General features: G+C 64.6%; 25 protein-coding genes. 20 read left to right on the plus strand and 5 right to left on the minus strand.

Translation table 11 applies throughout. The annotated features are described in order from the left end of the window. The first annotated feature begins 19 nt into the window (after positions 1-19). The 15 genes from ABWW33_RS17370 to ABWW33_RS17440 all read left to right on the plus strand — a co-directional run bounded on the left by ABWW33_RS17370 (position 20) and on the right by ABWW33_RS17440 (position 13,902). Positions 20-742, plus strand: a complete 723-nt coding sequence (locus ABWW33_RS17370; RefSeq protein WP_444551002.1) for a class I SAM-dependent methyltransferase — start codon at positions 20-22, stop codon at positions 740-742. Positions 743-883: 141 nt separating this feature from the next. Further along, positions 884-1,744: a flagellar motor stator protein MotA gene (gene motA / locus ABWW33_RS17375; protein ID WP_176651689.1), complete on the plus strand. Its 861-nt coding sequence runs from the start codon at positions 884-886 to the stop codon at positions 1,742-1,744. A 51-nt stretch (positions 1,745-1,795) separates the two neighbouring features. Next, positions 1,796-2,743 (plus strand): flagellar motor protein MotB, encoded by a 948-nt coding sequence (motB, locus tag ABWW33_RS17380; RefSeq protein WP_176651688.1) that lies wholly within the window; start codon positions 1,796-1,798, stop codon positions 2,741-2,743. A gap of 31 nt (positions 2,744-2,774) precedes the next feature. Beyond that, positions 2,775-3,323, plus strand: a complete 549-nt coding sequence (locus tag ABWW33_RS17385; RefSeq protein ID WP_176651687.1) for a chemotaxis protein — start codon at positions 2,775-2,777, stop codon at positions 3,321-3,323. A gap of 66 nt (positions 3,324-3,389) precedes the next feature. Then, complete coding sequence (locus ABWW33_RS17390) at positions 3,390-3,755, plus strand: response regulator (RefSeq protein ID WP_008450079.1); 366 nt, start codon at positions 3,390-3,392, stop codon at positions 3,753-3,755. Positions 3,756-3,800: 45 nt separating this feature from the next. Beyond that, positions 3,801-5,999: a chemotaxis protein CheA gene (cheA, locus tag ABWW33_RS17395; RefSeq protein WP_353403007.1), complete on the plus strand. Its 2,199-nt coding sequence runs from the start codon at positions 3,801-3,803 to the stop codon at positions 5,997-5,999. An 18-nt stretch (positions 6,000-6,017) separates the two neighbouring features. Beyond that, on the plus strand, positions 6,018-6,506 hold the full coding sequence (locus tag ABWW33_RS17400; RefSeq protein WP_176651685.1) for a chemotaxis protein CheW: 489 nt from the start codon (positions 6,018-6,020) through the stop codon (positions 6,504-6,506). Between the two features lie 118 nt (positions 6,507-6,624). Then, positions 6,625-8,352 (plus strand): methyl-accepting chemotaxis protein, encoded by a 1,728-nt coding sequence (locus ABWW33_RS17405; protein WP_353403008.1) that lies wholly within the window; start codon positions 6,625-6,627, stop codon positions 8,350-8,352. Positions 8,353-8,403: 51 nt separating this feature from the next. Further along, complete coding sequence (locus ABWW33_RS17410) at positions 8,404-9,273, plus strand: CheR family methyltransferase (RefSeq protein WP_176651683.1); 870 nt, start codon at positions 8,404-8,406, stop codon at positions 9,271-9,273. 9 nt (positions 9,274-9,282) lie between these two features. Further along, positions 9,283-9,882, plus strand: coding sequence for a chemoreceptor glutamine deamidase CheD (gene cheD / locus ABWW33_RS17415; protein ID WP_176651682.1), 600 nt, complete (start codon positions 9,283-9,285; stop codon positions 9,880-9,882). A 37-nt stretch (positions 9,883-9,919) separates the two neighbouring features. Beyond that, positions 9,920-10,999: a protein-glutamate methylesterase/protein-glutamine glutaminase gene (locus ABWW33_RS17420; RefSeq protein ID WP_176651681.1), complete on the plus strand. Its 1,080-nt coding sequence runs from the start codon at positions 9,920-9,922 to the stop codon at positions 10,997-10,999. Between the two features lie 133 nt (positions 11,000-11,132). After that, the gene (gene cheY / locus ABWW33_RS17425; RefSeq protein ID WP_008450066.1) at positions 11,133-11,522 is read left to right on the plus strand and encodes a chemotaxis response regulator CheY; all 390 of its coding nucleotides are present in this window, start codon (positions 11,133-11,135) and stop codon (positions 11,520-11,522) included. A 2-nt stretch (positions 11,523-11,524) separates the two neighbouring features. Next, positions 11,525-12,169: a protein phosphatase CheZ gene (cheZ, locus tag ABWW33_RS17430; protein ID WP_176651680.1), complete on the plus strand. Its 645-nt coding sequence runs from the start codon at positions 11,525-11,527 to the stop codon at positions 12,167-12,169. A 23-nt stretch (positions 12,170-12,192) separates the two neighbouring features. Then, complete coding sequence (locus ABWW33_RS17435) at positions 12,193-13,401, plus strand: EAL and HDOD domain-containing protein (RefSeq protein WP_353403009.1); 1,209 nt, start codon at positions 12,193-12,195, stop codon at positions 13,399-13,401. A 63-nt stretch (positions 13,402-13,464) separates the two neighbouring features. Beyond that, entirely contained in the window at positions 13,465-13,902 is a 438-nt protein-coding gene (locus tag ABWW33_RS17440; protein ID WP_353403010.1) for a hypothetical protein, read from the plus strand. On the opposite strand, the gene panC is transcribed toward ABWW33_RS17440, so the two are convergent. From panC to ABWW33_RS17455, 3 genes are read right to left on the minus strand one after another with little or no spacing between them, the layout of a single operon-like run. Beyond that, on the minus strand, positions 13,899-14,738 hold the full coding sequence (gene panC / locus ABWW33_RS17445) for a pantoate--beta-alanine ligase (protein ID WP_176651677.1): 840 nt from the start codon (positions 14,736-14,738) through the stop codon (positions 13,899-13,901). The two genes, ABWW33_RS17440 and panC, sit on opposite strands and share 4 nt — an antisense overlap. Before the next feature lie 50 nt (positions 14,739-14,788). Next, positions 14,789-15,694 (minus strand): segregation and condensation protein A, encoded by a 906-nt coding sequence (locus ABWW33_RS17450; RefSeq protein WP_353403011.1) that lies wholly within the window; start codon positions 15,692-15,694, stop codon positions 14,789-14,791. A 19-nt stretch (positions 15,695-15,713) separates the two neighbouring features. After that, entirely contained in the window at positions 15,714-15,923 is a 210-nt protein-coding gene (locus ABWW33_RS17455; RefSeq protein ID WP_176651675.1) for a DUF3460 family protein, read from the minus strand. Between the two features lie 147 nt (positions 15,924-16,070). Between ABWW33_RS17455 and ABWW33_RS17460 the strand changes: the two genes are divergently transcribed. Further along, positions 16,071-16,970: a DMT family transporter gene (locus ABWW33_RS17460; protein WP_353403012.1), complete on the plus strand. Its 900-nt coding sequence runs from the start codon at positions 16,071-16,073 to the stop codon at positions 16,968-16,970. 6 nt (positions 16,971-16,976) lie between these two features. Here ABWW33_RS17460 and ABWW33_RS17465 read toward each other — a convergent pair whose 3' ends face one another. Further along, positions 16,977-17,879 carry a LysR family transcriptional regulator gene (locus ABWW33_RS17465; protein ID WP_353403013.1) on the minus strand — a complete coding sequence of 301 codons (903 nt, stop codon included), beginning with the start codon at positions 17,877-17,879 and terminating at the stop codon, positions 16,977-16,979. Positions 17,880-18,001: 122 nt separating this feature from the next. On the opposite strand from ABWW33_RS17465, the gene ABWW33_RS17470 reads away from it, so the two are divergent. Then, complete coding sequence (locus ABWW33_RS17470) at positions 18,002-18,625, plus strand: glutathione S-transferase family protein (protein WP_353403014.1); 624 nt, start codon at positions 18,002-18,004, stop codon at positions 18,623-18,625. A gap of 12 nt (positions 18,626-18,637) precedes the next feature. After that, positions 18,638-20,668, plus strand: a complete 2,031-nt coding sequence (locus tag ABWW33_RS17475; RefSeq protein ID WP_353403015.1) for a 2Fe-2S iron-sulfur cluster-binding protein — start codon at positions 18,638-18,640, stop codon at positions 20,666-20,668. 1 nt (position 20,669) lies between these two features. On the opposite strand, the gene ABWW33_RS17480 is transcribed toward ABWW33_RS17475, so the two are convergent. Then, positions 20,670-21,602: a LysR family transcriptional regulator gene (locus tag ABWW33_RS17480; RefSeq protein WP_176651670.1), complete on the minus strand. Its 933-nt coding sequence runs from the start codon at positions 21,600-21,602 to the stop codon at positions 20,670-20,672. 154 nt (positions 21,603-21,756) lie between these two features. On the opposite strand from ABWW33_RS17480, the gene ABWW33_RS17485 reads away from it, so the two are divergent. Beyond that, positions 21,757-22,530 carry a putative hydro-lyase gene (locus ABWW33_RS17485; protein WP_353403016.1) on the plus strand — a complete coding sequence of 258 codons (774 nt, stop codon included), beginning with the start codon at positions 21,757-21,759 and terminating at the stop codon, positions 22,528-22,530. An 83-nt stretch (positions 22,531-22,613) separates the two neighbouring features. Continuing rightward, positions 22,614-23,885, plus strand: a complete 1,272-nt coding sequence (locus ABWW33_RS17490; protein WP_176651668.1) for an MFS transporter — start codon at positions 22,614-22,616, stop codon at positions 23,883-23,885. Positions 23,886-23,892: the final 7 nt, after the last annotated feature.

Raw genomic sequence — 23,892 nt, forward strand, 5'->3', positions numbered from 1 at the left:
CGCGCCCGCCGTGCGGGCGCTGCTGATCCAATGCGGCGCCGCGCCGCTGACCCTGGCCATCGTGTATCTGCTGGCCAGCGCGCATTTTCCCATGAGTTATCTGACCGTCGCCGTGGTGCAGGGCGCGCTGGCGGCCGCCATCACGTGGCGGCTGGGGCTGGCCGTCTGGTGGCGCGGCATCCAGCTGCTGTTCCCGCCGGCGGTGCTGGCGGCGCTGGCGCTGCAGCTGCCGTCGTGGCTGTTCCTGGCCGTGTTCCTGGTGTTGCTGGGTTTGTATTGGTCGACGTTTCGTACGCAAGTGCCGTATTACCCGTCCGGCCCCGCGGTCTGGCATGCGGTAGGTCAAGCGTTGCCGCCGGGGCGGCCGCTGCGGCTGATCGATATCGGCAGCGGCCTCGGCGGACTGGTGCTGTATCTGGCGCGGCTGCGGCCGGACGCCGACTGCGGCGGCATCGAACTGGCGCCGCTGCCGTGGCTGGTCAGCCGGCTGCGCGCGCGCCTGGCCGGCAGCGGCGCCCGGTTTTTGCTGGGCGACTACGAAAACCTCGACTTCTCCCGTTACGATGCCGTGTTCGCCTACCTGTCGCCGGCCGCCATGGCCGGACTGTGGCGCAAGGCGGCGGCCGAAATGCGGCCCGGGTCCATGCTGCTCAGCTACGAATTTGCTATCGACGCCCGCGCGCCCGATCAGACCATCCACGCCACACAGGGCGGCGACGCCCTCTACATTTGGTACTTTTAAGCATCATTTGGCGTTATTCACTTGCCCGTCCCCCCGACTCACGCTATTGTAGTTCTACATGTAAATTTATTGAAATCGGCTGTTTGTTAGTCTGGATTGCGCCGGGACAGCCACCGATTTCGCTCTGGGGAGTCAGCGCACTTGTTAGTCATCATTGGATATGTAATCGTCTGCGTCGGCGTGTTCGGCGGTTTCGCGTTGAACGGCGGGCATCTGGCCGCGCTGTTGCAGCCGCTGGAGCTGCTGATGATAGGCGGCGGCGCGGCCGGTGCTTTCCTGGTCGGCAATAACAGCAAGGCGCTGAAAGCCACGCTGGCCGCCATCCCGACGCTGTTCAAGGGTTCGCGCTACACCAAGGATCTGTACATGGAAATGATGTCGCTGCTGTTCGACGTCCTGTCCAAGGTGCGCAAGGAAGGCCTGATGTCGATCGAGGGCGACATCGACGGCCCGGACCAGAGTCCGCTGTTCAGCAAGTATCCGAGCGTGCTGGAAGACCACCACATCGTTGAATTCATGACGGACTACCTGCGCCTGATGGTGTCGGGTAATATGGATGCGTTCCAGATCGAAAACCTGATGGACAACGAGATCGAGACCCATCACCACGAAGGCGCCGTGCCGGTGCACGCGATCGCCAAGCTGGGCGACGGCATGCCGGCGTTCGGCATCGTGGCGGCGGTGATGGGCGTGGTGCATACGATGGAATCGGTGGGCTTGCCGCCGGCCGAGCTGGGCATCCTGATCGCGCACGCGCTGGTCGGCACCTTCCTCGGCATCCTGCTGGCCTACGGCTTTGTCGGTCCGCTGTCGACCCTGCTGGAGCAGAAGCTGGAGGAATCGACCAAGATGTACCAGTGCGTCAAGGTCACCCTGCTGGCCAGCCTGAACGGCTACGCGCCGGCGCTGGCGGTCGAGTTTGGCCGCAAGGTGCTGTACTCGACCGAGCGGCCGTCGTTTGCCGAGTTAGAGGATCACATCAAGAAATCGAAGTCCAAGTGAGCGCGGTAGCCGGTATCATGCTCGCCATTGTCTACGCATTGAGGAAACGTCATGGCTGAAGAAGGCTTGCGGCCGATCATCGTCAAACGGATCAAGAAGGGCGGCGGCGGCCACCATGGCGGCGCGTGGAAGATCGCGTATGCCGACTTCGTGACGGCGATGATGGCGTTTTTCCTGCTGATGTGGCTGCTGGGCTCGACCACCAAGGGCGACCTCAACGGCATCTCCGAATATTTCAAGACGCCGCTGAAGGTGGCCATGCAGGGCGGCTCGGGCAGCGGCGACAGCTCGTCGGTGATCCCCGGCGGCGGCAAGGACCTGACCCGGCGCGACGGCCAGGTCAAGGCCAGCGACGATCCGACCATCCAGAAAACCTTCAACCTGACGGCCGCCAAGGCCGCGCTGGAGGCCGAGGAGGCGCAGCGGCTGAAGGCGCTGAAGGAAAAGATCGAGGCCAAGATCGAGTCGAACCCGCTGCTCAACAAGTACAAGAAGCAGCTGCTGCTCGACATCACCAGCGAGGGCTTGCGGATCCAGATCGTCGACGAGCAGAACCGGCCGATGTTCGCGCTGGCCAAGGCCGAGCTGCAGCCGTACACGCGCGAGATCCTGCACGAGATCGGCTTTGTGCTGAACGACGTGCCCAACAAGATCGGCCTGTCCGGCCACACCGATTCGACGCCCTACCTGAGCGACGCCGGCTACAGCAACTGGGAATTGTCGGCCGACCGCGCCAACGCCTCGCGCCGCGAGCTGATCGCCGGCGGCATGGCCGACGCCAAGGTGCTGCGCGTGGTGGGGCTGGCCTCGGCCGCCAACCTCGACAAGGCCGACCCGTTCAACCCGATCAACCGCCGCATCAGCATCATCGTGATGAACAAGCGCACCGAGGAAAACGTCATGCGCGACGGCGTGCGGCAGATGGAGGTGGGCGCCGACGACGGCGCCGCGGCGCCGGCCGCGGCAACGGCGCCGGCCGGACCGCCGGTGCGCAAGTAAGACAGTAGAAGAGTAGAACGACGAGAGTGTTATGACGAGAAAAAAAATCCTGGGCTCCCATGTCAAGCGCCTGCTGTCGGGCGTGTCTGACCATGGGCGCAAGCATTTGACCGAAGTCGAGACCGATCTGATCCAGACCGGCCTGCTGCTGGAGGAGGCGATTGAAAAGCTGTCCTTCAACTTCATGGCCATCCACCAGGCGGTCGAGGCCGAGCAGGCGACGATCAAGCTGCTGCTCGAGGGCGGCACCGCCACGCCCGAGCAGCGCGAGCAGCTCGAGGCCTTGCAGGGCAACGTCGGCGCCTATGTCAACGCCGCCATCACCAGCCTGCAGTTCCAGGACATGACGAGCCAGCTGATCGACCGCACCTTGAAGCGGGTGACCGGCCTGCGCGAGTTCCTCGGCACGCTGGGCGCGCACGGCGCCGAGATGCTGCCCGAGAGCGACAACGAGGAAATCGTCGCCTTGCTGGGCAAGGTCAGCATGGCGCTGGCGATCCAGAGCCTGGAGCTGCGCAGCGTGCTGCGCAAGGCGGTCAGCCAACAACACCTGGAGAGCGGCGACATCGAACTGTTCTGACGCCGCAACCTACCGATTGTTTTAAAGACGGACAGCGTGTCCGGCATATATAGAGTGAGAGCAAAGATGGCCAAGACAATACTTGCAGTTGATGATTCCAGTTCCCTGCGCCAGATGGTCGCCTTCAGCCTGAAGGCGGCCGGCTACCTGGTGGTCGAGGCGGTGGATGGCCAGGACGGGCTGGAAAAAGCCAAGCTGCAAAGCGTCGACCTGGTGCTGACCGACCAGAACATGCCGCGCATGGACGGCCTGCAGCTGATCAAGCTGCTGCGCGAGCTGCCGGCGTATCAGAAGACCCCGATCCTGATGCTGACCACCGAGTCGTCCGACGAAATGAAAGCCAAGGGCCGCGCCGCCGGCGCCAACGGCTGGCTGGTCAAGCCCTTCGATCCCCAGCGGCTCATCGAGGTAGTGAAGAAGGTCATCGGCTGATAGGGCGCATGCAATGACGCTGAGCGAACTTTACGGAGTATCACCATGACCATCGATATAAGCCAGTTTTTCCAGGTCTTTTTCGATGAGGCCGAGGAATTGCTGGCTGAAATGGAGCGGCTGCTGCTGGCCGTCACCGTCGACCATCCGGACCCGGAGGATCTGAACGCGATCTTCCGCACCGCCCATTCCGTCAAGGGCGGCGCGTCGACGTTCGGCGTCACCGACATGACCGAGGTGACCCACATCCTGGAAACGCTGCTCGACCGCATCCGCAAGGGCGAGATGGCGCTGACGTCCGAGCACGTCGACGCCTTCCTGGCGGCCAAGGACATCCTCAAGATGCAGCTGGACGGCCACCGCCACGGCGCCGCGGTCGACCAGGACGCGGTCGGCGACGTGCGCATGATGCTGCAGTCGCTGGCGCAGGACATGCCGCTGGCGGCGATGGCGCACGTGGCGCCGTCGTTCCAGGCGGCCGAGACCAGGGCGGTCGACCACAGCGGCGGGCGCCGCTACCGGCTCGAGCTGCCGGCCATGGCGCACCGCGAGGTGACCGCGCTGGGCGCCGAGCTGGGCCTGATGGGCCACGTCTCGATCACGCCGCTGGACAAGGAGCGCAACGCGATGGTGGTCACCACGCACGAGAGCCTGGACGACATCATCGCCATCTGCTCGTTCGTGCTGAACCCGGACGACATGGTGGTGACCGAGCTGCCGGCGCTGGACGCCAAGCAGGCGCGGCTGGAAAACGCCGAGCGCTCGAAAGTCGAGAAAGACCTGGGCTACGGCTTCTTCGACGAAGCCGAGCTGCACCCGGCCGCCAGCGGCAGCGGCGAGGGCTACGGCTTCTTCCAGCCGCTGGACGAGATCCGCGCCAACGCCGACGCCGGCGCCGATGACGCCCGCGGCTACGGCTTCTTCCAGCCGGTCGAGCAGATCCGCGCGGCCGCCGGCATCGTCGCCGAGGCGGCGCCGGCGCAGGCCGTCGTCGAAGAGGAAAAGAAGGCCGCCAAGAAGGAAGAGAAGGAAAAGGGCGGCCCCGGACCGGGCGCCGAATCGTCGTCGATCCGGGTGTCGATCGAAAAGGTCGACCAGCTGATCAACCTGGTGGGCGAGCTGGTGATCACGCAGGCGATGATCGAGCAGCGCGTCGACACGCTGGACCCGATGGTGCACGAGCGCCTGTTGAACAGCGTCAGCCAGCTGACCCGCAACACGCGCGACCTGCAGGAAGCGGTGATGTCGATCCGCATGATGCCGATGGACTTCGTGTTCTCGCGCTTCCCGCGCATGGTGCGCGACCTGGCGGCCAAGCTGGGCAAGAAGGTCGATTTCATCACCAACGGCGCGGCCACCGAACTGGACAAGGGCCTGATCGAGCGCATCGTCGACCCGCTGACCCACCTGGTGCGCAACTCGATCGACCACGGCATCGAGATGCCCGACGTGCGCCGCGCGGCCGGCAAGAGCGACTCGGGCCGGCTGTTCCTGTCGGCCTCCCACCAGGGCGGCAACATCATCATCGAGGTGTCCGACGACGGCGGCGGCCTGAACCGGGAGAGGATCCTGGCCAAGGCGCAGCAGAACGGCTTGCCGCTGAGCGACAACATGAGCGACGCCGACGTCTGGCAGCTGATCTTCGCGCCCGGCTTCTCGACCGCCGAGCAGGTGACCGACGTGTCCGGCCGCGGCGTGGGCATGGACGTGGTCAAGCGCAACATCACCGCCATGGGCGGCGTGGTCGACATCCGCTCGGCCAAGGGCTTCGGCACCACGATCTCGATTTCGCTGCCGCTGACCCTGGCGATCCTGGACGGCATGTCGATCCGCGTCGGCGAGGAGGTCTACATCCTGCCGCTGGGCTTTGTCATCGAATCGCTGCAGCCGGCGCCGGAAGACGTCAAGGAAATTTCCGGCAAGGGCCGCGTGATCAAGGTGCGCGGCGAATACCTGCCGCTGGTGCCGCTGTACCAGATGTTCGACATCACGCCGCGCTTCACCGATCCGTGCCAGGGCATCGTCGTCATCATCGAGACCGACGGCCGCAAGGCCGGCCTGTTCATCGACGACCTGGTCGGCCAGCAGCAGGTGGTGGTCAAGAACCTGGAATCGAATTACCGCAAGGTGGCCGGCATCTCCGGCGCCACCATATTGGGCGACGGCGGCGTGTCGCTGATCCTCGATGTCGCCGCATTGATACGCTCATCCCGTCAGCTCGCCGACGAGCAGATTTTTAGCTAATCCACCAAGGAAACCATCATGGCAGAGGTACTAACCACCGGAGCAAACGAGATCGCCGGCCACGAATACCTGGCGTTCACGCTGGGCTCGGAGGAATACGGCATCGACATCCTCAAGGTGCAGGAGATCCGCGGCTACGAGGCGGTGACCCGCATCGCCAACGCGCCGGAGTTCATCAAGGGCGTGATCAACCTGCGCGGCATCATCATCCCGGTGGTCGACATGCGCATCAAGTTCAACCTTGGCTCGCCGGTGTACGACCAGTTCACCGTGGTCATCATCCTCAACATCAGCGGCCGCATCGTCGGCATGGTGGTGGACTCGGTGTCGGACGTGACCACCCTGACGCCGGAGCAGGTCAAGCCGGCGCCGGAGATGGGCACCGCCTTCAGCACCGACTACATGATCGGCCTGGGCACCATCGATGAGCGTATGCTGATCCTGGTCAACATCGACAAGCTGATGTCAAGCGCCGAGATGGGCTTGATGGAGCAGATCGCGGCCTAAGCCACGCCGCCGTCAGTACCAAGGCAGCGCCCAGAGAGTGCGCGCCAGTGACCACACACATCCGGGGTTCGCGAGCAGGTCCCGGCGAGCAAGCATAGACAGCATAGGGGAGAACAAGATGAATTTACGCGACTTCAAAATCGGCGCCCGCCTCAGGATAGGCTTCGGCAGCATACTGCTGATCCTGGTGGCGATGGTCCTGATGACCAATTACCTGAACTACAGCAACAAGAGCAAGCTGACCAAGGGCCTCGAGCTGTCGACCGCGAAGAACCTGCAGGCCGGCGCCATGAAGAGCGCGATGCTGGAGACCGGCATCGCCATGCGCAACATCGGCCTGCAGTCGGACGTCAGCCTGATGCAGAAGGAAGAACAGAAGGTCAAGGACCAGCGCGCCCGCTACGACAAGGCGCAGGTCGACCTGAAGGCGCTGGGCCTGAACGACGCTGAAAAGAAAGCGCTGGCCGACATCGCCGCGCTGGACGTCGACGTCGACAAGGCGTTCAAGGAAGCGATCGGCCAGGTGCTGGCGTTTAACAGCGAAGGCGCGGCCAAGGTCATTTCCGGCCGCATCGATCCGCTCAACCAGCAGACGCTGGCGCTGATCAACAAGCTGGTCGACATGCAGCAGGCCAACGCCAAGGAAGTGATGGACGGCTCGGTCAGCTCCGACCGCAGCCTGATGATGATGCTGTTCGGCCTGGGCGCGGTGGCGGTGGTGCTCGGCATCGCCTGCGCGGCCGTCATCACCGGCTCGATCACCGGCCCGCTGGCCGGCGCCGTCGAAGTGGCGCAGAAAGTGGCCGCCGGCGAGCTGACCTCGCAGGTCCATGTCGAAGGCAAGGACGAGACCAGCGAGCTGCTGCAGGCGCTCAAGGACATGAACGACAGCCTGTCCAAGACCGTCGGCGACGTGCGCAACGGCACCGAGATGATTTCCACCGCGTCGCAGGAGATCGCCTCCGGCAACGCCGACCTGTCGGCGCGCACCGAGTCGCAGGCCAGTTCGCTCGAAGAGACGGCGTCGTCGATGGAAGAGCTGACCTCCACCGTCAAGCAGAACGCCGACAACGCGCGCCAGGCCAACCAGCTGGCCGTATCGGCCTCGTCGGTGGCGGAGAAGGGCGGCACCGTGGTGTCGCAGGTGGTCGAAACCATGGGCTCGATCAAGGCCAGCTCGAGCAAGATCGTCGACATCATCGGCGTCATCGACGGCATCGCGTTCCAGACCAACATCCTGGCGCTGAACGCGGCGGTCGAGGCGGCCCGCGCGGGCGAACAGGGCCGCGGCTTCGCCGTGGTGGCGTCCGAGGTGCGCAACCTGGCCCAGCGCTCGGCCGGCGCGGCCAAGGAAATCAAGGAACTGATCGGCGATTCGGTCAACAAGGTCGACGCCGGCAGCAAGCTGGTCGACGAGGCCGGCCAGACCATGGACCTGATCGTGACCTCGATCCGCCAGGTGGCCGACATCATGGGCGAGATCACCGCCGCCACCCAGGAACAGAGCAACGGCATCGAGGAAGTCAACCAGGCCATCACCCAGATGGACGAGATGACGCAGCAAAACGCCGCGCTGGTGGAGCAGGCTGCCGCGGCGGCCGAGAGCATGCAGGAACAGGCGCAGATGCTGGCGCAGGCGGTCAGCATCTTCAAGCTGGCCGATGACGAGGCGCATCGTTCGTCCGCCCGCGCGCCGGCACCGCGGCCGGCGCCGCGTGCGGCGGTGGCCGCACCGGCACCGGTGCCGGCGCCCGCGCCGCGCGTGGCCGCCGCGGCCCGTCCGGCCGCGCCGAAAAAACTGGCCACCCCGGCGCCGGCTGCCGGCGAGGAGTGGGAAGAGTTTTAAGAGGACGCCGCCGCGGGCATTGTTAGTGGATACAAATAAAGGTTTTAACATATGCCGCAAACCAAAGACACCGTCAAAGAGTTTGATTTCAACGCCAAGGACTTCGAACGCGTCCGCGGCCTGATCTACAAACGGGCCGGCATCTCGCTGGCCGACAGCAAGCAGGAGATGGTGTACAGCCGTCTGGCGCGGCGTTTGCGCGCCACCGGCATCGGTTCGTTCGGCAAATACCTGGACGACCTCGAGGCCGGGCGCCTGGGCGAGGAATGGGAGTCGTTCACCAACGCGCTGACCACCAACCTGACCTCGTTCTTCCGCGAGGCGCACCACTTCCCGCTGCTGGCCGAACATATCAAGGGCAAGCGCGAACCGATCACCATCTGGTGCTCGGCCAGCTCGACCGGCGAGGAGCCGTACTCGATCGCCATGACCGTCTGCGAGGCGTTCAACACGTTGACGCCGAACTGCCAGATCATCGCCACCGACATCGACACCAATGTGCTGGCCACGGCCGCCAACGGCGTCTACACCATGGACCGGCTGGACAAGATGTCGCCCGAGCGTTCGCGCCGCTTTTTCCTCAAGGGCAAGGGCGACCGCGAAGGCATGGCGCGCGTGCGGCCGGAGTTGCGCAACATGATCACTTTCAAGCAGCTGAACCTGCTGGCCGACAACTGGCCGATCAGCGGCCAGTTCGATGTGATTTTTTGCCGGAACGTGATGATTTACTTTGACAAGGCGACTCAGCGTAAAATACTGTCCCGCTTTGTCCCATTGATGAAACCGGACGCCCTGTTGTTCGCGGGCCATTCGGAGAATTTCCTCTACGTGTCGGAGTCGCTCAAACTACGCGGCAAGACGGTGTACGAGCTGGACGATCAACACCGTGGTGCTGCCCAAAAAGCATCGCAACGCACATGAGAATAAAAAATGGATCTCGAACAATTTGCCACGAACGTCTATTACGATAGAACGTTCGACTGCGAAGCCGCCAAGATACTGCCGGGCGAGTACTACTTCACCAACAAGGACATGTTGATCGTGACGGTGCTCGGCTCCTGCGTGTCGGCCTGCATCCGCGACCGGGTCACCGGCCTGGGCGGCATGAACCACTTCATGCTGCCCGATGGCGGCGGCGACAACGGCAGCCCGGTGTCGGCCTCGGCGCGCTATGGCACGTATGCGATGGAAATCCTGATCAACGACCTGCTCAAGGCCGGCGCCAAGCGCGAGAACATGGAGGCCAAGGTGTTCGGCGGCGGCGCCGTGCTCAAGGGCTTCACCGCGATCAACGTCGGCGAGCGCAACGCCGCCTTCGTGCTGAACTTCCTCAAGGTCGAGAAAATCCGCGTGGTGGCCGAGGACCTGAACGACATCCACCCGCGCAAGGTGTATTTCTTCCCCCGCACCGGCAAGGTGCTGGTGAAAAAGCTGATGCAGACCCACAACGACACGCTGGCCAAGCGCGAGATCGAGTACGCCAGCCGCCTCAAGGTGGCGCCGGTGGGCGGCGAGATCGACCTGTTCTGACCGAATTGAGGGCATAGGGCCCGGAAAGTAGCGTTTTATGAAGATCAAAGTCCTGATCGTCGACGATTCCGCGCTGATCCGCAGCGTGATGAGCGAGATCATCAACAGCCAGCCCGACATGGAAGTGGTGGCGGCCGCCCCCGATCCGCTGGTCGCGCGCGAGCTGATCAAGCAGCACAACCCCGACGTGCTGACGCTCGACGTCGAGATGCCGAAGATGGACGGCCTCGACTTCCTGGAAAAACTGATGCGGCTGCGGCCGATGCCGGTGGTGATGGTGTCGTCGCTGACCGAGCGCGGCTCGGAGATCACCATGCGCGCGCTGGAACTGGGCGCGGTCGACTTCGTCACCAAGCCGAAGATCTCGATCCAGGCCGGCATGCGCGAGTACACCGACCTGATCACCGACAAGATCCGCGCCGCCTCCAAGGCGCGGGTGCGCGCGCGCGTGCTGCCGCAGGCCGGCGCCGACGGCCAGGGCGGACAGACCCAGCTGCCGCAGCTGCGCAATCCGCTGACCTCGTCGGAAAAGCTGATCATCATCGGCGCCTCCACCGGCGGCACCGAGGCGATCCGCGAGTTCCTGATGCAGATGCCGTCCGACTGCCCCGGCATCCTGATCACCCAGCACATGCCCGAAGGCTTCACCACCTCGTTCGCCAAGCGCCTCAACAGCCTGTGCAAGATCTCGGTGCAGGAAGCGCAGGGCAACGAGCGCGTGCTGCCGGGCCACGCCTACATCGCCCCCGGCCACTCGCACCTGTACCTGACCCGCAGCGGCGCCAACTACATGACCCGCATCGACCAGGCCGAGCCGGTCAACCGCCACCGGCCGTCGGTGGACGTGCTGTTCCGTTCAGCCGCGCAGTGCGCCGGTAAAAACGCGGTTGGGGTTATCCTGACCGGCATGGGCAAGGATGGCGCGGCCGGCATGCTGGAGATGAAGGGCGCCGGCGCGTATAATTTCGCCCAGGACGAGGCCAGCTGCGTGGTGTTCGGCATGCCGCGCGAGGCGATCGCCATCGGCGCCGCCCACGAAGTCGGCGCGCTGCAGGCGCTGCCGGGCATGGTGCTGGGTTACCTGGCGGCCCACGGCATGCGGGCTTTGCGGGTATAAAGGGTATAAATGCCCCTGTTTGACGTTTTACTGCTACTTTGTTCGCCTTAAAGCAACGAAAATGCTATCCTACAACTTGCTGGCACGTAGATACTATTAACAACCACCGCGTAGAGAAACAACGGAGTAATTCATGGCTGATCCAAAGATGAAATTTTTAGTTGTTGACGATTTTTCGACGATGCGCCGCATTGTCCGGAATCTGTTGAAAGAACTGGGTTATGCCAATGTCGATGAGGCGGAAGACGGCGTGATGGCGCTGGCCAAGCTGCGCGCTGAATCGTTCGACTTCGTCGTGTCCGACTGGAATATGCCGAACATGGACGGCTTGACGATGTTGCAAAACATCCGTGCCGATCCCGCGCTGGCCAAGCTGCCGGTGCTGATGGTGACCGCCGAGGCGAAAAAGGAAAACATCATCGCGGCTGCCCAGGCAGGCGCCAACGGCTATGTGGTTAAACCATTCACCGCAGCAACGCTGGATGAAAAGCTGAACAAGATCTTCGAGAAGCTCGGAGCTTGATAATGGTTGAGCAACACAGCGGATCCGCCGCGGTCGCGATGGATCCGAATGAGGAGTTTTTGTCGCGTATCGGTCACATGACGCGGGCCTTGCATGAAAGCTTACGCGGGCTGGGCCTGGATAAATTGATAGAAAAAGCGGCATCCGACATCCCGGACGCCCGCGACCGCCTCGATTACGTCGCCCGCCTCAGCGAAGACGCGGCGCAGAAAGTGTTAAACGCCACCGATGCCGCCAGTCCGCTGCAGGACCGGATAGGCGGCGACGCCAGGCAGCTGAGCGCCTCGTGGAACGGCCTGCTGGCGGCCGGCGCGCCGGACCCGCAGTGGCAGGCGCTGGCGCAGCAAACCGTCGCCGCGCTGGACGGCGCCGCCGACGGCGCGACGCAGACCAAGGCCCATCTGATGGACATCATGATGGCGCAGGATTTCCAGGATTTGACCGGGCAGGTGATCAAGAAGGTCACCTCGATCGCACAAAACCTGGAAAAGCAGCTGGTGCAGATGCTGATCGATTTCGCGCCTGAACAGATGAAGAAGGAGCTCGACAACGGCTTGCTGAACGGACCGCAAATCGATCCGACCGGCGAAGGCGTGGTGGCCGACCAGGAGCAGGTGGACGATCTGCTCGATAGCCTGGGTTTCTGATCCGCTGTCTTTCATAGATAACCATGCACCAAACCAATTTCCTCGTCCGTGAACCGCTGCTGGACGCCAAGCAGAGGGTGGTTGGCTATGAACTGTCCTGGCAGCGGCCCGGCGGTGCGCCGTCGACGCCGGCCGAACTGGAATTGCTGATCGGCTTCGTGGCCGAACAGGTCAACGACGAGGACCAGGGCTGGCTGCTGCGCGACAAGATCCTGTTCCTTGAAGCGGTGCCGGCGATGCTGTCGACCGACGCCCTGCATCAGCTGCCGCCCGAGCGCACCGTGCTGTCCATCCGTACCGCCGAGCTTGCCAATCCCGACACCATGGCCGCCGTGCAGGCGCTGCGCGCCGGCGGCGTCGGCATCCTGCTGCGCGAGGCCGACCTGAGCCGCATCGGCAGCCGCCTGCCGACCATCGCCTCGTATGTCGAAGTGCGCTTTTCCGGCGCCGACGTCGGCGCCCAGGCGCGCACCTATGCGGCGCTGAAGCAATCGTCGGTGGGCATGGTCGCGCGGCCGGTCAGCAACTGGGGCGATTTCGACGCCTGCGCCGCGCTGGGGCTGAACGCCTTCGTCGGCAAGCTGCACCTGACGCCGCGCCCCAGCAGCGACTCCAAGGGCTTGAATCCGGCGCAAACCATCATCATGCAGCTGATGCAGATGGTGCGCCAGAACGCCGACATCGTCCAGCTCGAGGCCGTGCTCAAGCGCGATGCGACCCTGTCGTACAAACTGCTGCGCTTCATCAACTCGGCCGGCTTCGGCGCCGGGCGCGAGATCCAGTCGCTGAAGCAGGCGCTGACCCTGCTGGGCTACACGCCGCTGTACCGCTGGCTGACCTTGCTGCTGGCCACCGCCAGCACGTCCGGCTACTCGCCGGTGCTGCTGGAGACGGCGGTGGTGCGCGGCCGCCTGGCCGAACTGCTGGGGCAGGCCGCGCTGGGCAAGAGCGAAGCGGAAAACATCTTCGTGGCGGGCATGTTCTCGCTGCTGGACCGGCTGCTGGGCATCACCATGCAGGAAGTGCTGGCCAATATCCAGCTGTCCGACGACGTGGTTGCCGCGCTGCTCACCCGCAGCGGCAAATACGGCCCCTACCTGGCGCTGGCCGAAGCCTGCGAACTCAATTCCGACCTGGTCGCCTCGCTGGCCGCCTCGCTCAAGCTGAGCCCGGAAGATGTCAACAAAGCCCACCTCTCCGCGCTGGCCTGGGCGCAAAACGTCGCAGCCTGATCCGTCTCAATCGTCACGCGTGCGCGCGTTGACATGGCCAATTGCGCGGCGGATTATGTGCGCATGAACTCCAATTCTGACAAAGACTATATCGATGCCAAGGCGGATAGCTTACACGCCGAGATGGCTGGCAGGACAGACAGCCTGCACGCCGAGATGGCTGGCAGGACAGACAGCCTGCACGCCGAGATGGCCGGCCTTCGTGCCGTGCTCGACGAGCGCACGGAGGCGATACGCGAGTCGATGAGAGAGATGCGCGTGGCGGTGGAGGCCAAAATCGCCAGCACCGTCGAAAGCGCGGTGTCGCAGTTGGTCAGATGGATGGTGGGCACCTTCATCGCCACGATCGCGATTTTCATCACGGTGATGACCTTCGTGCTGAACAACGCGGTACCGAAGACGCCGGCGCCGGCAGCGACCGTGCCGGCCATGATCATCCAGGTCACGCCGCAGGGCGTCAGCGTGCTGCCGGTGGCGCCCGCTGTGCCGCCTAAGCCTTAAATTTCCAGGTTGTCGATCAAACGGGTCGAGCCCAGCTTGGCGGCCGCCAGCACCACCAGTTGCGCGCCTTGCGCCAGGTCGCCGGCGTTGGGCGGCTGCAGGTCGTTGCGCTTGCGGATGGAGATGTAGTCCGGTTTCCAGCCGCGCTTGGCCAGGTCGTCCATCGCCTTGTGCTCCAGCTGGAACACGTCCAGATGGCCCGAGCGCATTTCATTGGCCACGAAATTCAAGGTCTGGTACAGCGCCGGCGCTTCCGCCCGTTCCGTTTCCGACAGATACATATTGCGCGACGACAGCGCCAGGCCGTCGTCGGCGCGATACGTCTCGGCCGCGATGATCTCGGTCGGCATGGCGAACTGGCGGCTCATGTTACGCACGATCATCAGCTGCTGGTAATCCTTCTTGCCGAACACGGCCACGCGCGGCTGCACGCACGAGAACAGCTTGGTCACCACCGTGCACACGCCGTTGAAGAAGCCCGGGCGGAATTCGCCCTCCAGCGTGTTGCCCAGGCCGTCCGGCGGCTGCACACGGTACTCCTGCGGCTCCGGGTACAGATCCTTCTCGGTCGGTGCGAACAGCACGTACACGCCTTCCTTCTCCAGCTTCTCGACGTCGGCCTGGAAGGTGCGCGGGTACTTGTCGAAATCCTCGTTCGGGCCGAACTGCAGGCGGTTGACGAAGATCGACGCGACCACCGGGTCGCCGTGCTTGCGCGCCAGCCGCATCAGCGACAAGTGGCCCTCGTGCAGGTTGCCCATCGTCGGGACGAAGGCGGTGCGCAGTTGGCCGCTGAGTTGGTCGCGCAATTCTTCAATGGAAGTGATGATTTTCATGACATGTGTTCGCTATGAGCGGTAATGGGAATTCAGGGGAGGGCGGCCGTTCAGGCCGGCGAGTACGCGAGCCGCACGTAGATGGGCGCGAACGGCTCGGCCTGGGTAATTTCAATCAGCGTTTCCTTGGCCAGCTCCAGCAGCGCGACAAAGTTCACCACCACCACCGGCACGCCGCCGGCGATGTCGAACAGGTCGGCGAACTCGACGAAGCGGCTCGATTGCAGGCGCCGCAGGATGCCCGTCATGTGCTCGCGCACCGACAGTTCCTCGCGGCTGATCTTGTGGTGCTGGGTCAGTTTGGCGCGCTTCATCACGTCCAGCCAGGCTTGCTGCAGGTCGATAGTCGCCACGTCCGGCCAGGTCGGCACCAGGCTTTGCTCGATGAATATCTGCGTGCGCACGAAGTCGCGGTCGACCTGGGGGATCGTGTTCAGGTCGTAGGCGGCCAGCTTGATCTGCTCGTATTCCAGCAGGCGGCGCACCAGTTCGGCGCGCGGGTCGTCGCTTTCGATTTCCAGGTCCGACTGGCGCTGCGGCAGCAGCATGCGCGACTTGATCTCGATCAGCATCGCCGCCATCAGCAGGTATTCTGCCGCCAGCTCCAGGTTGGACAGGCGGATCTGGTCGACATATTTCAGGTATTGCAGCGTCAGCTGCGCCATCGGGATGTCGAGGATGTTGAAGTTTTGCTTGCGGATCAGATAGAGCAGCAAGTCCAGCGGGCCTTCGAAGGCGTCGAGGAAGATTTCCAGCGCGTCGGGCGGGATGTACAGGTCGGTCGGCATTTTCAGCATCGGCTCGCCGTACAAGCGGGCCAGGGCCGACACCTCGGTGGTGATGGCGGCGGCGTCCGCCTCGGCCGCTTCCGCCAGCTCCGGCGACGGCGCGGCCTCCTCCTCGCCGACCAGGTCGGCTACCGGCGGTTGCGTTTCAACCGTGTCGTCTGGCAACATCCTTGCCGCCCCGGAATGCTTAGACCTTGTTCTGGTAGACGTAAGCTTGTTGCTTGATGGCCGATTTCATCTGGCGCTCCTGCTCGTCCAGCGACACCGGCGGACGGTCCCACAGCAGCGCGCGGCCTTTTTGCTGGCCTTCTTCCATGCCCGGATTCTTTTCCTTCAGCGCCTTGATGAACAGGGTGTGATCGGATTCGTACATCGAATGTTGTTTAGAGAGTTTCATATTTTCTAAGTGGGTGGATCAGCAACTTGTATTTTACCGCGCCGCGGCGGCCGGGCGCTAATTCTATCGCCGGCCTTCAGCCGGAAACGGCGGAATCGGGTATGCTCGGGACGTAATGTTGCATAGTTATCACGAAAAAATAGAAAAATGACCCATCGCCTGACGCCCAAAACCGTTTTCCTGCTGACTTTGCCTCCGCTGCTGTGGGCCGGCAACGCCATCGTCGGCCGCCTGGTGCACGACATGCTGCCGCCGGTGCTGCTCAATTTCCTGCGCTGGCTGATCGCGTTTTGCATCCTGCTGCCGCTGGCCGGGCCGGTGTTCCGGCGCGAGGCCGGCATGTGGCGCTACTGGAAGCAGTACGCGCTGCTGGGCCTGCTCGGCATCGGCATGTACAACGCGCTGCAATACATGGCGTTGCAGAGTTCGACGCCGATCAACGTCACGCTGGTGGCGTCCGGCATGCCGGTGTGGATGATGCTGACCGGCTGGCTGTTCTTCGGCGTGCCGGTGAGCCGGCGCCAGGTGGCCGGCGCCGTGCTGTCGATCGCCGGCGTGGTGCTGGTGCTGGCGCGCGGCGAGTGGCGCCACGTGCTGGAACTGCGGCTGGTGGCGGGCGACCTGTTCATGATCCTGGCCACCATCGCCTGGTCGCTGTACAGCTGGCTGCTGACGCGCGCGAAGGAACCGGCCGCCATCCGCGCCGACTGGGCCGCCTTCCTGCTGGCGCAGGTGGCGTTCGGCGTGCTGTGGTCGGGCGGCTTCGCGGCCGGGGAATGGGCGCTGGGCGCGATCCCGGTGCAATGGAGCTGGACGCTGGCGGCGGCGCTGGTCTACGTGTCGGTCGGGCCGGCGGTGATCGCTTTCCGCTGCTGGGGCGCGGGCGTGCAGGCGGCCGGGCCGTCGGTCGGCGCGTTCTTCGTCAACCTGACGCCGCTGTTCACGGCCTTGCTGTCGTCTGCCTTCCTGGGCGAGGCGCCGCATGGCTACCATGTTGCAGCGTTCGCGCTGATCGTCGGCGGCATCGTCGTCTCGGCGCGACGCTAGAGCCCACTAGCCCGCCGCCGCTTTCAGCGCGTCGATAAACACCCGCACTTTCTGCGGCAGGTGCGGCGAAGCCGGGAACACCGCGTGGATATCGCCCTCCGGCAGCGACCACTCGGGCAGCAGCCGCACCAGCCTGCCGGCGGCCACATCCTCCCGTACCGAGAACCAGGTCGCGCGCAGCACGCCGCCGCCGGCCAGCGCGGCGGCGCGGCAGGCATAGGCGGTGTTGGTCGAGAACACGATGTTCTGCATCCGCACCTCGCTATGATTGCCGGCGCCGTCCTCCAGCGTGAACGTGGCCGGTTGCCGCAGCACCGTTAGCGCGATGTAGGGCAGCGGCGCCAGCGCCTGCGGGGTGGCCGGCATGCCGTGCCGCGCCACGAACTCCGGGCTGGCGACCAGCAGGCGCACCATGCCGCCGACGCGCGCCGCCATATAGCCCGAATCGGCCAGTTTGCCCAGCCGCACCGTCACGTCGATGCCCTCGGCGATCAGGTCGATCAGGCTGTCGCCGCAGACCAGCTCCACCTTCAGCGCCGGATAGCGCTCCCGCAGCTGCGTCAGCACGGGCGCCACCACCATCACGCCGTAGTCGATCGGCGCGGCCACCCGCAACGTGCCTTGCGGGATGTCGCGTCCGGTGCGGGCCTGCTCGATCGCCTGTTCGGCCTGCCGCAGCAACTGTCGGCTGGCTTCGTAGAATGCGCGGCCGGCCTCGGTCAGCGCCAGTTTGCGGGTCGAGCGCAGCAGCAGGCTGACGCCGACTTCGGTCTCCAGCAGCTGCATGTGCTTGCTGACCATGGACTTGGCCAGGCCGAGCCGCTCGCCGGCGGCAGTCAGCGAGCCCGATTCCACCACGGCGACGAAGGTGATCAGGCGGTTCAGGTTGATGGTGCTTAAATCGGCCATGGTGCGTGCGGAGAGTGATTGTCCACTTAGAGTGAACTGAGATTCCTGTTTTGTCCAGCTTATCAGCACGAAGCCGTCTGAATATACTGGCTGCATCTGTCCATCCACATAGGAAATCCATCATGAAGCTCTACGGCACGCCGCTTTCCGGCCACACCCACCGTGTGCGCTTGTTCCTCAGCCTGCTGAAGCTGCCCTACGAATTCGTCCAGATCGACATGAGGGCGGGGCAGAACCGCTCGCCCGAGCATCTGGCGCGCAGCCCGTTCGGCGAGGTGCCGGTGCTGGAGGACGGCGACGTGGTGCTGCCCGACTCGACCGCGATCCTGGTCTACCTGGCGTCCAAATACGACGACAGCGGCCGCTGGCTGCCGCGCGAACCGCTGGCGGCGGCCCAGGTGCAGCGCTGGCTGTCCAACGCGTCGGGCAAGATCGCCTACGGTCCCTGCACGGCGCGGCTGGTGACGGTGTTCGGCGCGCCGCTCGATCATGAGCGGGCACTAGCCATCTCGGTACGCCTGTTCGACGTGATGGAGGCGGAGCTGGCCGGCCGCCGTTACGCGGTGGGCGACCACGCCAGCATCGCCGACATCGCCGCGTTCAGCTACGTCGAGCACGCGCCGGAAGGCGGCGTGTCGCTCAAGCCGTATCCGAACATCCGCGCCTGGCTGGCCAACGTGCGCGCGCTGCCGGGCTTTGTGGCGATGCCCGCCACCAAAGCCGGCGTGGCGCCTGAAATCATTTAAACGGAGCCGGCCATGGACGCGTCCCCATTTCATGCCGGCGAGCTGACCATCCAGCAGCGCGTGGGCGTGCGCGAGCAGATGGCCGGTGCCGGCGCGGCCGGGGTGCGCGACTACATGCCCGATCAGCATCGCCAATTCTTCAGCGAGCTGCCGATGTTTTTCATCGGTGCGCTCGATGCTGAAGGGCAGCCGTGGGCCACGGTGCTGGCCAGCGATCCCGGCTTCGTATCGACGCCCGACGCGCGCACGCTGCACATCGCCGGCGGCATGCTGGCCGGCGATCCGCTGCAAGGCCAGTTGGGCGTCGGCGTCCACTTCGGGGGATTGGGACTGGTGCCGTCCACGCGGCGGCGCAACCGCGTCAACGGCGTCATCACGTCGGTGGACGAGGGAGGCATGCGGGTGGCGGTGTCGCAAAGCTTCGGCAACTGCCCGCAATACATCCAGGACCGTGCCGCGACGCCGGCGCCGGCCGCGCGCGAAGTGCATGTGCTGCGCGGTGCCCAGCTGAGTGCGCAGGACCGAGAGCTGATCGCCCGCGCCGACACCTTCTTCATCGCCAGCGCCAATCTGGATGACAAGGCGGGCAAGGGCAAGGGGGCGGATGTCTCGCATCGCGGCGGACGTCCGGGCTTCGTGCGCGTCGACGACGACCGCACCTTGACCTCGCCCGAATTCGTCGGCAACTTCTTCTTCAACACGACCGGCAACCTGCTCAGCCATCTGCGCGCGGGCTTACTGTTCATCGACTTCGAACGCGGCGACATGCTGCACGTGGCGGTGGAAGCGGAGATCATCTGGGACGGTCCGCAAGTGCGGGCCTTCGCCGGCGCGGAGCGGCTGCTGCGCTTCCATGTGCGGGAAGTGGTGCGCAATGTTGGCGCGCTGCCGTTCCGCTGGAGCGCACCCAAACCCGCCGCGCAGGTAGCACGCACCGGCACCTGGGCCGAGGCGGACAGTGCGCTCGACGCCGCCGCGTTGACCGGCAAGTGGCGGCCGTTCACCGTGACCGAGGTTGTGCGGGAAAGCGACACTGTGCGTTCGTTTTACTTCGAACCCGCCGACGGAGTGGGCTTGGCCGCGCACGTGCCGGGCCAGTTTATTTCTGTACGCCTGGCTGCGGGCGCTGCGGGATCGGCCGTGCCGCTGGTACGCAGCTACACCTTGTCCGATGTTCCGAATGGCCGTCGCTACCGCATCAGCGTCAAGCGCGACGGCGCCGTCTCCGCCTGGCTGCACGATCATCTGGCACCGGGCGTGCGCGTCGAGTTGATGGGCCCCGGCGGCGACTTCACGTTCGAGGAGGGCAAGCAACGCCCGGCCGTGCTGCTGTCGGCAGGCATCGGCATCACACCCATGATCGCCATGCTGAACGGCTTGCTGGTGAACGGCAGCCGCACGCGCCATCGCCACCCCATCCATTTCTTCCACGGCGCCCGCAACCGCCGCGAGCAGGCGTTCGGGGAGCATTTGCAAACGCTGGCGGCCGGACACCGCAATCTCAACGTCCACATACGCTACAGCGGCGAGGGCGACACGGCGGCCTTCGACAGCGACATCACCAACTGGCAGGCCAGCGCCGGCCGCATCGACCTGGCGTGGCTGAAAACCCAACTGCCGTTCGACGATTACGATTTCTACCTGTGCGGTCCGGTGCCGTTCATGCAGCAGATGTACGACGGCTTGCGCAGCCTGAATGTCGCCGACGAACGCATACGGTTTGAAGCCTTCGGTCCGGCCAGTGTGCGACGCTATGCAAAGTCCACAGAGGTGGCCGCGGCCGTGCCGGTGCAGTTCACCAGGTCGGGCATTTCGGCATTGTGGGACGGCAGCGCGGGCAGCCTGCTGGAGCTGGCCGAGTCCCAAGGCATACCGGCGGAATTCAGTTGCCGCTCCGGCGCGTGCGGTACCTGCGCGGTCGGCATCGGGTCCGGAGCGGTCAAGTACACCCGGGACTGCGGTACCCAGGCGGACCCAGGGCAGGTGCTGATATGCTCCGCCATCCCGGCCGCCGGCAGCGCGGCCATCGCGCTGGACCTCTGACCTATAGCGACTTGATGTAACGCGGATCGACTTGCGCGCAGTAGCTGGCGCAGGCCTGGCGGGCGGCGTTGGCGGCGGCGTGCACCAGCATCTCGGCGTTTGAATGGAAACACATCGAGACGATGATCGATGGCGGTTCCGGCTGCACCGGCAGCTCGATAAACTCGCCGCTCTTGAGCGCGTCGACCACGAACAGGCTGGGGATGGCCGCCACGCCGTAGCCGTCCTTCACCAGCTGCACGATGGCCGCCACCGACGGCGAGCAGGTGATGCGCGTCTGCTCCAGCGGCACCATTGCCAGGTTGGCCATCTTGCTGACGATCTCCTCGATCATGCGCTGCGGCGCCGTGCCCCGTCCGAAAGTCAGGATGGGCAGCGCCAGCAGGCGCTGGTTCAAACCTTCCTTGCGTGTGTCGATCAGGCCCTTGCGGGCGATCCAGTGCAGCGGATACACCGCCAGCGCCTCGGAGACGATATCGCTGCTCTCCACGCCTTCCACCTGTATCACCAGATCGAGCTCGCGCGCCCGCAGGCGCCGTTCCAGCACGTTGCTCATGTCGACCGCCAGGTCCACTTCCAGCTCCGGGTACATCGTGTTCAATTCGCGGATGTACTGCGCCAGCCAGCTGTGCACCACCGATTCGATCACGCCGACCCGCAGGCGGCCGCGTATCGCGCTGTCCTTTTGCGCCGCCGCCACCAGCCGGCGCGTGGCGTCGACCACCGCCTTGGCCGGCGCCAGCAGATACTCGGCGTTGGCGGTCAGGCGGAAGTCCTTGCTGCTGCGGTCGATGAGTTCCGTCTGCAGTTCCTCCTCCAGCGTCTTGATGCGCAGCGAGATGGCGGCCGGCGTCGCATGCAGCGCGCGGGCCGTGGCGCGGAAGCTGCGCAGCTGGGCGAGGGTGACGAAGGTCTCGAGGAAGCGGGTATTCATGGGAAACAAGAATACCTTAACCGTCCGCACCAAGATAGCGCGGAGTGGTAAGAAAAACTATACAACAACAGCAAAAATAACTAGATGGCGTGTAGGGGTATTCAAGTTTATTCTTAACTCATGTAATTTTTTTACTGAATAAGCGAGCCACCCAATGACCCCACTTGAATTACGTCACAAGGTACGCAGCGGCGAATTCCGCCTGCCGACCGCCGGCTATTGCGGCCCGTACGCCCAGGCCAACCTGGTGATCCTGCCGCAGGCGCATGCCGACGATTTCCTGCTGTTCTGCCAGCGCAATCCGCGCGCCTGCCCGTTGCTGGCGGTCGGCGAACCGGGGCAGTGGAACGTGACCCGTCTCGGCGAGGACATGGACCTGCGCAGTGACACGCCCGGCTACAACATCTATCGCGGCGGTCAGCTGGCATCGCAAACGTACTCGCTGCACGACGTCTGGCGCGACGACCTGGTGGTGTTCGCGATCGGCTGTTCGTTCTCGTTCGAGCAGATGCTGATCGAGGCCGGCATCCCGCTGCGTCACATCAAGCAGCGCAAGAACGTCGCCATGTACCGCACCAATATCCGCAACCAGGGCGCCGGCCCATTCGGCGGCGAGATGGTGGTGTCGATGCGGCCGATGAAGGCCGCCGATGCGATCCGCGCGATCCAGATCACCAGCCGCTACCCGGCGGTGCACGGCGCTCCGGTGCACCTGGGCGACCCGTCGCTGATCGGCATCGCCGACATCGACCATCCAGAGTACGGCGATCCGGTCGAGATCATGCCTGACGAAATACCGGTCTTCTGGGCATGCGGCGTCACGCCGCAGGAAGCCATCCGCCATGCGCGCCTGCCGCTGGCGATCACCCACCAGCCGGGCTACATGCTGGTGACCGACATACTGAATTCATCCTTAGCAGCGTTCTAACTTAAAACCAAAGTGGCACCCAGGACGGACCCGCAGCGCGTGTCCGAACGGGGATTGCTACGCCAAACAAAAAGGGGAGCACCATGAATACCAGAGCACTAGCAACCACCCGGGAGGAGGGATTTTTCTCCTGGTTCCACGCATTGACCGGCAAGGAGCGCCGCACCTTCTGGAGCTGCAAGATCGGCTATGCGCTCGACGCGATGGACACGCAATTCCTCAGCTTCGTGATCCCGACGCTGATCGCCACCTGGGGCCTGTCCAAGGGCGACGCCGGCTTGATCGGCACCGTCACCTTGCTGACCTCCGCCGCCGGCGGCTGGATCGCCGGCATCCTGTCGGACCGCATCGGCCGCGTCAAGACGCTGCAGCTGACCATCCTGTGGTTCGCCTTCTTCACCGTGCTGTGCGGCCTGGCGCAGAACTTCCAGCAGCTGCTGGTGGCGCGCGGCCTGATGGGCTTCGGCATGGGCGGCGAGTGGACCGCCGGCGCCATCCTGATCGGCGAGGTAATCCGCGCCAAGGACCGCGGCAAGGCGGTCGGCATGGTGCAGGCGGGATGGGCCATCGGCTGGGGCGTGTCGGCGCTGTTGTATGCGCTGATGTTCTCGCTGCTGCCGCCCGAATGGGCATGGCGCTCGCTGTTCCTGCTGGGGATACTGCCGGCGCTGTTCGTGATCTTCATCCGCCGCTTCGTCGATGAGCCGGAACTGTTCGTGGCGCAGCAGAAGGCGGTGGCGCCGGAAGACCGCGCCTCGTTCGCCCAGATCTTCGCGCCGAAAATGCTGAGCACCACCTTGCGCGCCGTCCTGCTGACCACCGGCGCCCAAGGCGGCTACTACGCCATCACCACCTGGCTGCCCACCTTCCTCAAGACCGAGCGCCACCTGACGGTGCTGGGCACCGGCGGCTACCTGGCGATGGTCATCGTCGGCTCGTACGTGGGCTACATCGTCAGCGCCTTCCTGACCGACTACCTGGGCCGCAAGAAGAACTTCATCCTGTTCGCCACCGGCTCGATGTGCATCGCCCTGGCCTACACCCGCCTGCCGGTGACCGACGGCGTGATGCTGTTCCTCGGCTTCCCGCTCGGTTTCTGCGTGTCCGGCGTGTTCAGCGGCATGGGCGCCTTCCTGACCGAGTTGTTCCCGACCTCGATCCGCGGCTCCGGCCAGGGCTTCAGCTACAACATGGGCCGCGCGATCGGCTCGCTGTTCCCGCTGATGATAGGCATGAGCAGCCAGTCGATGGCGCTGGGCGAGGCGATCGGCATCTTCGCCGGCACCGCCTACGGCGTGATGATCCTGGCCGCGCTGACGCTGCCTGAAACCGCCGGCAAGAAACTCGAATCCTGATTTAGAC

This window comes from Duganella hordei, from assembly GCF_040369125.1.
GTDB lineage: Bacteria > Pseudomonadota > Gammaproteobacteria > Burkholderiales > Burkholderiaceae_D > Rugamonas > Rugamonas hordei.

Bases quoted from the DNA above. Each gene is read 5' to 3' on its own strand.
- ABWW33_RS17405 (WP_353403008.1), top strand. From the start codon at position 6,625: ATGAATTTACGCGACTTCAAAATCGGCGCCCGCCTCAGGATAGGCTTC.
- ABWW33_RS17455 (WP_176651675.1), bottom strand. From the start codon at position 15,923: ATGAAACTCTCTAAACAACATTCGATGTACGAATCCGATCACACCCTG.
- ABWW33_RS17470 (WP_353403014.1), top strand. From the start codon at position 18,002: ATGAAGCTCTACGGCACGCCGCTTTCCGGCCACACCCACCGTGTGCGC.
- ABWW33_RS17435 (WP_353403009.1), top strand. From the start codon at position 12,193: ATGCACCAAACCAATTTCCTCGTCCGTGAACCGCTGCTGGACGCCAAG.
- ABWW33_RS17385 (WP_176651687.1), top strand. From the start codon at position 2,775: ATGACGAGAAAAAAAATCCTGGGCTCCCATGTCAAGCGCCTGCTGTCG.
- ABWW33_RS17485 (WP_353403016.1), top strand. From the start codon at position 21,757: ATGACCCCACTTGAATTACGTCACAAGGTACGCAGCGGCGAATTCCGC.
- ABWW33_RS17420 (WP_176651681.1), top strand. From the start codon at position 9,920: ATGAAGATCAAAGTCCTGATCGTCGACGATTCCGCGCTGATCCGCAGC.
- motB (WP_176651688.1), top strand. From the start codon at position 1,796: ATGGCTGAAGAAGGCTTGCGGCCGATCATCGTCAAACGGATCAAGAAG.
- ABWW33_RS17490 (WP_176651668.1), top strand. From the start codon at position 22,614: ATGAATACCAGAGCACTAGCAACCACCCGGGAGGAGGGATTTTTCTCC.
- cheY (WP_008450066.1), top strand. From the start codon at position 11,133: ATGGCTGATCCAAAGATGAAATTTTTAGTTGTTGACGATTTTTCGACG.
- cheZ (WP_176651680.1), top strand. From the start codon at position 11,525: ATGGTTGAGCAACACAGCGGATCCGCCGCGGTCGCGATGGATCCGAAT.
- cheA (WP_353403007.1), top strand. From the start codon at position 3,801: ATGACCATCGATATAAGCCAGTTTTTCCAGGTCTTTTTCGATGAGGCC.
- ABWW33_RS17440 (WP_353403010.1), top strand. From the start codon at position 13,465: ATGAACTCCAATTCTGACAAAGACTATATCGATGCCAAGGCGGATAGC.
- ABWW33_RS17475 (WP_353403015.1), top strand. From the start codon at position 18,638: ATGGACGCGTCCCCATTTCATGCCGGCGAGCTGACCATCCAGCAGCGC.
- ABWW33_RS17390 (WP_008450079.1), top strand. From the start codon at position 3,390: ATGGCCAAGACAATACTTGCAGTTGATGATTCCAGTTCCCTGCGCCAG.
- ABWW33_RS17480 (WP_176651670.1), bottom strand. From the start codon at position 21,602: ATGAATACCCGCTTCCTCGAGACCTTCGTCACCCTCGCCCAGCTGCGC.
- cheD (WP_176651682.1), top strand. From the start codon at position 9,283: ATGGATCTCGAACAATTTGCCACGAACGTCTATTACGATAGAACGTTC.
- ABWW33_RS17400 (WP_176651685.1), top strand. From the start codon at position 6,018: ATGGCAGAGGTACTAACCACCGGAGCAAACGAGATCGCCGGCCACGAA.
- ABWW33_RS17465 (WP_353403013.1), bottom strand. From the start codon at position 17,879: ATGGCCGATTTAAGCACCATCAACCTGAACCGCCTGATCACCTTCGTC.
- ABWW33_RS17450 (WP_353403011.1), bottom strand. From the start codon at position 15,694: ATGTTGCCAGACGACACGGTTGAAACGCAACCGCCGGTAGCCGACCTG.
- ABWW33_RS17460 (WP_353403012.1), top strand. From the start codon at position 16,071: ATGACCCATCGCCTGACGCCCAAAACCGTTTTCCTGCTGACTTTGCCT.
- ABWW33_RS17410 (WP_176651683.1), top strand. From the start codon at position 8,404: ATGCCGCAAACCAAAGACACCGTCAAAGAGTTTGATTTCAACGCCAAG.
- panC (WP_176651677.1), bottom strand. From the start codon at position 14,738: ATGAAAATCATCACTTCCATTGAAGAATTGCGCGACCAACTCAGCGGC.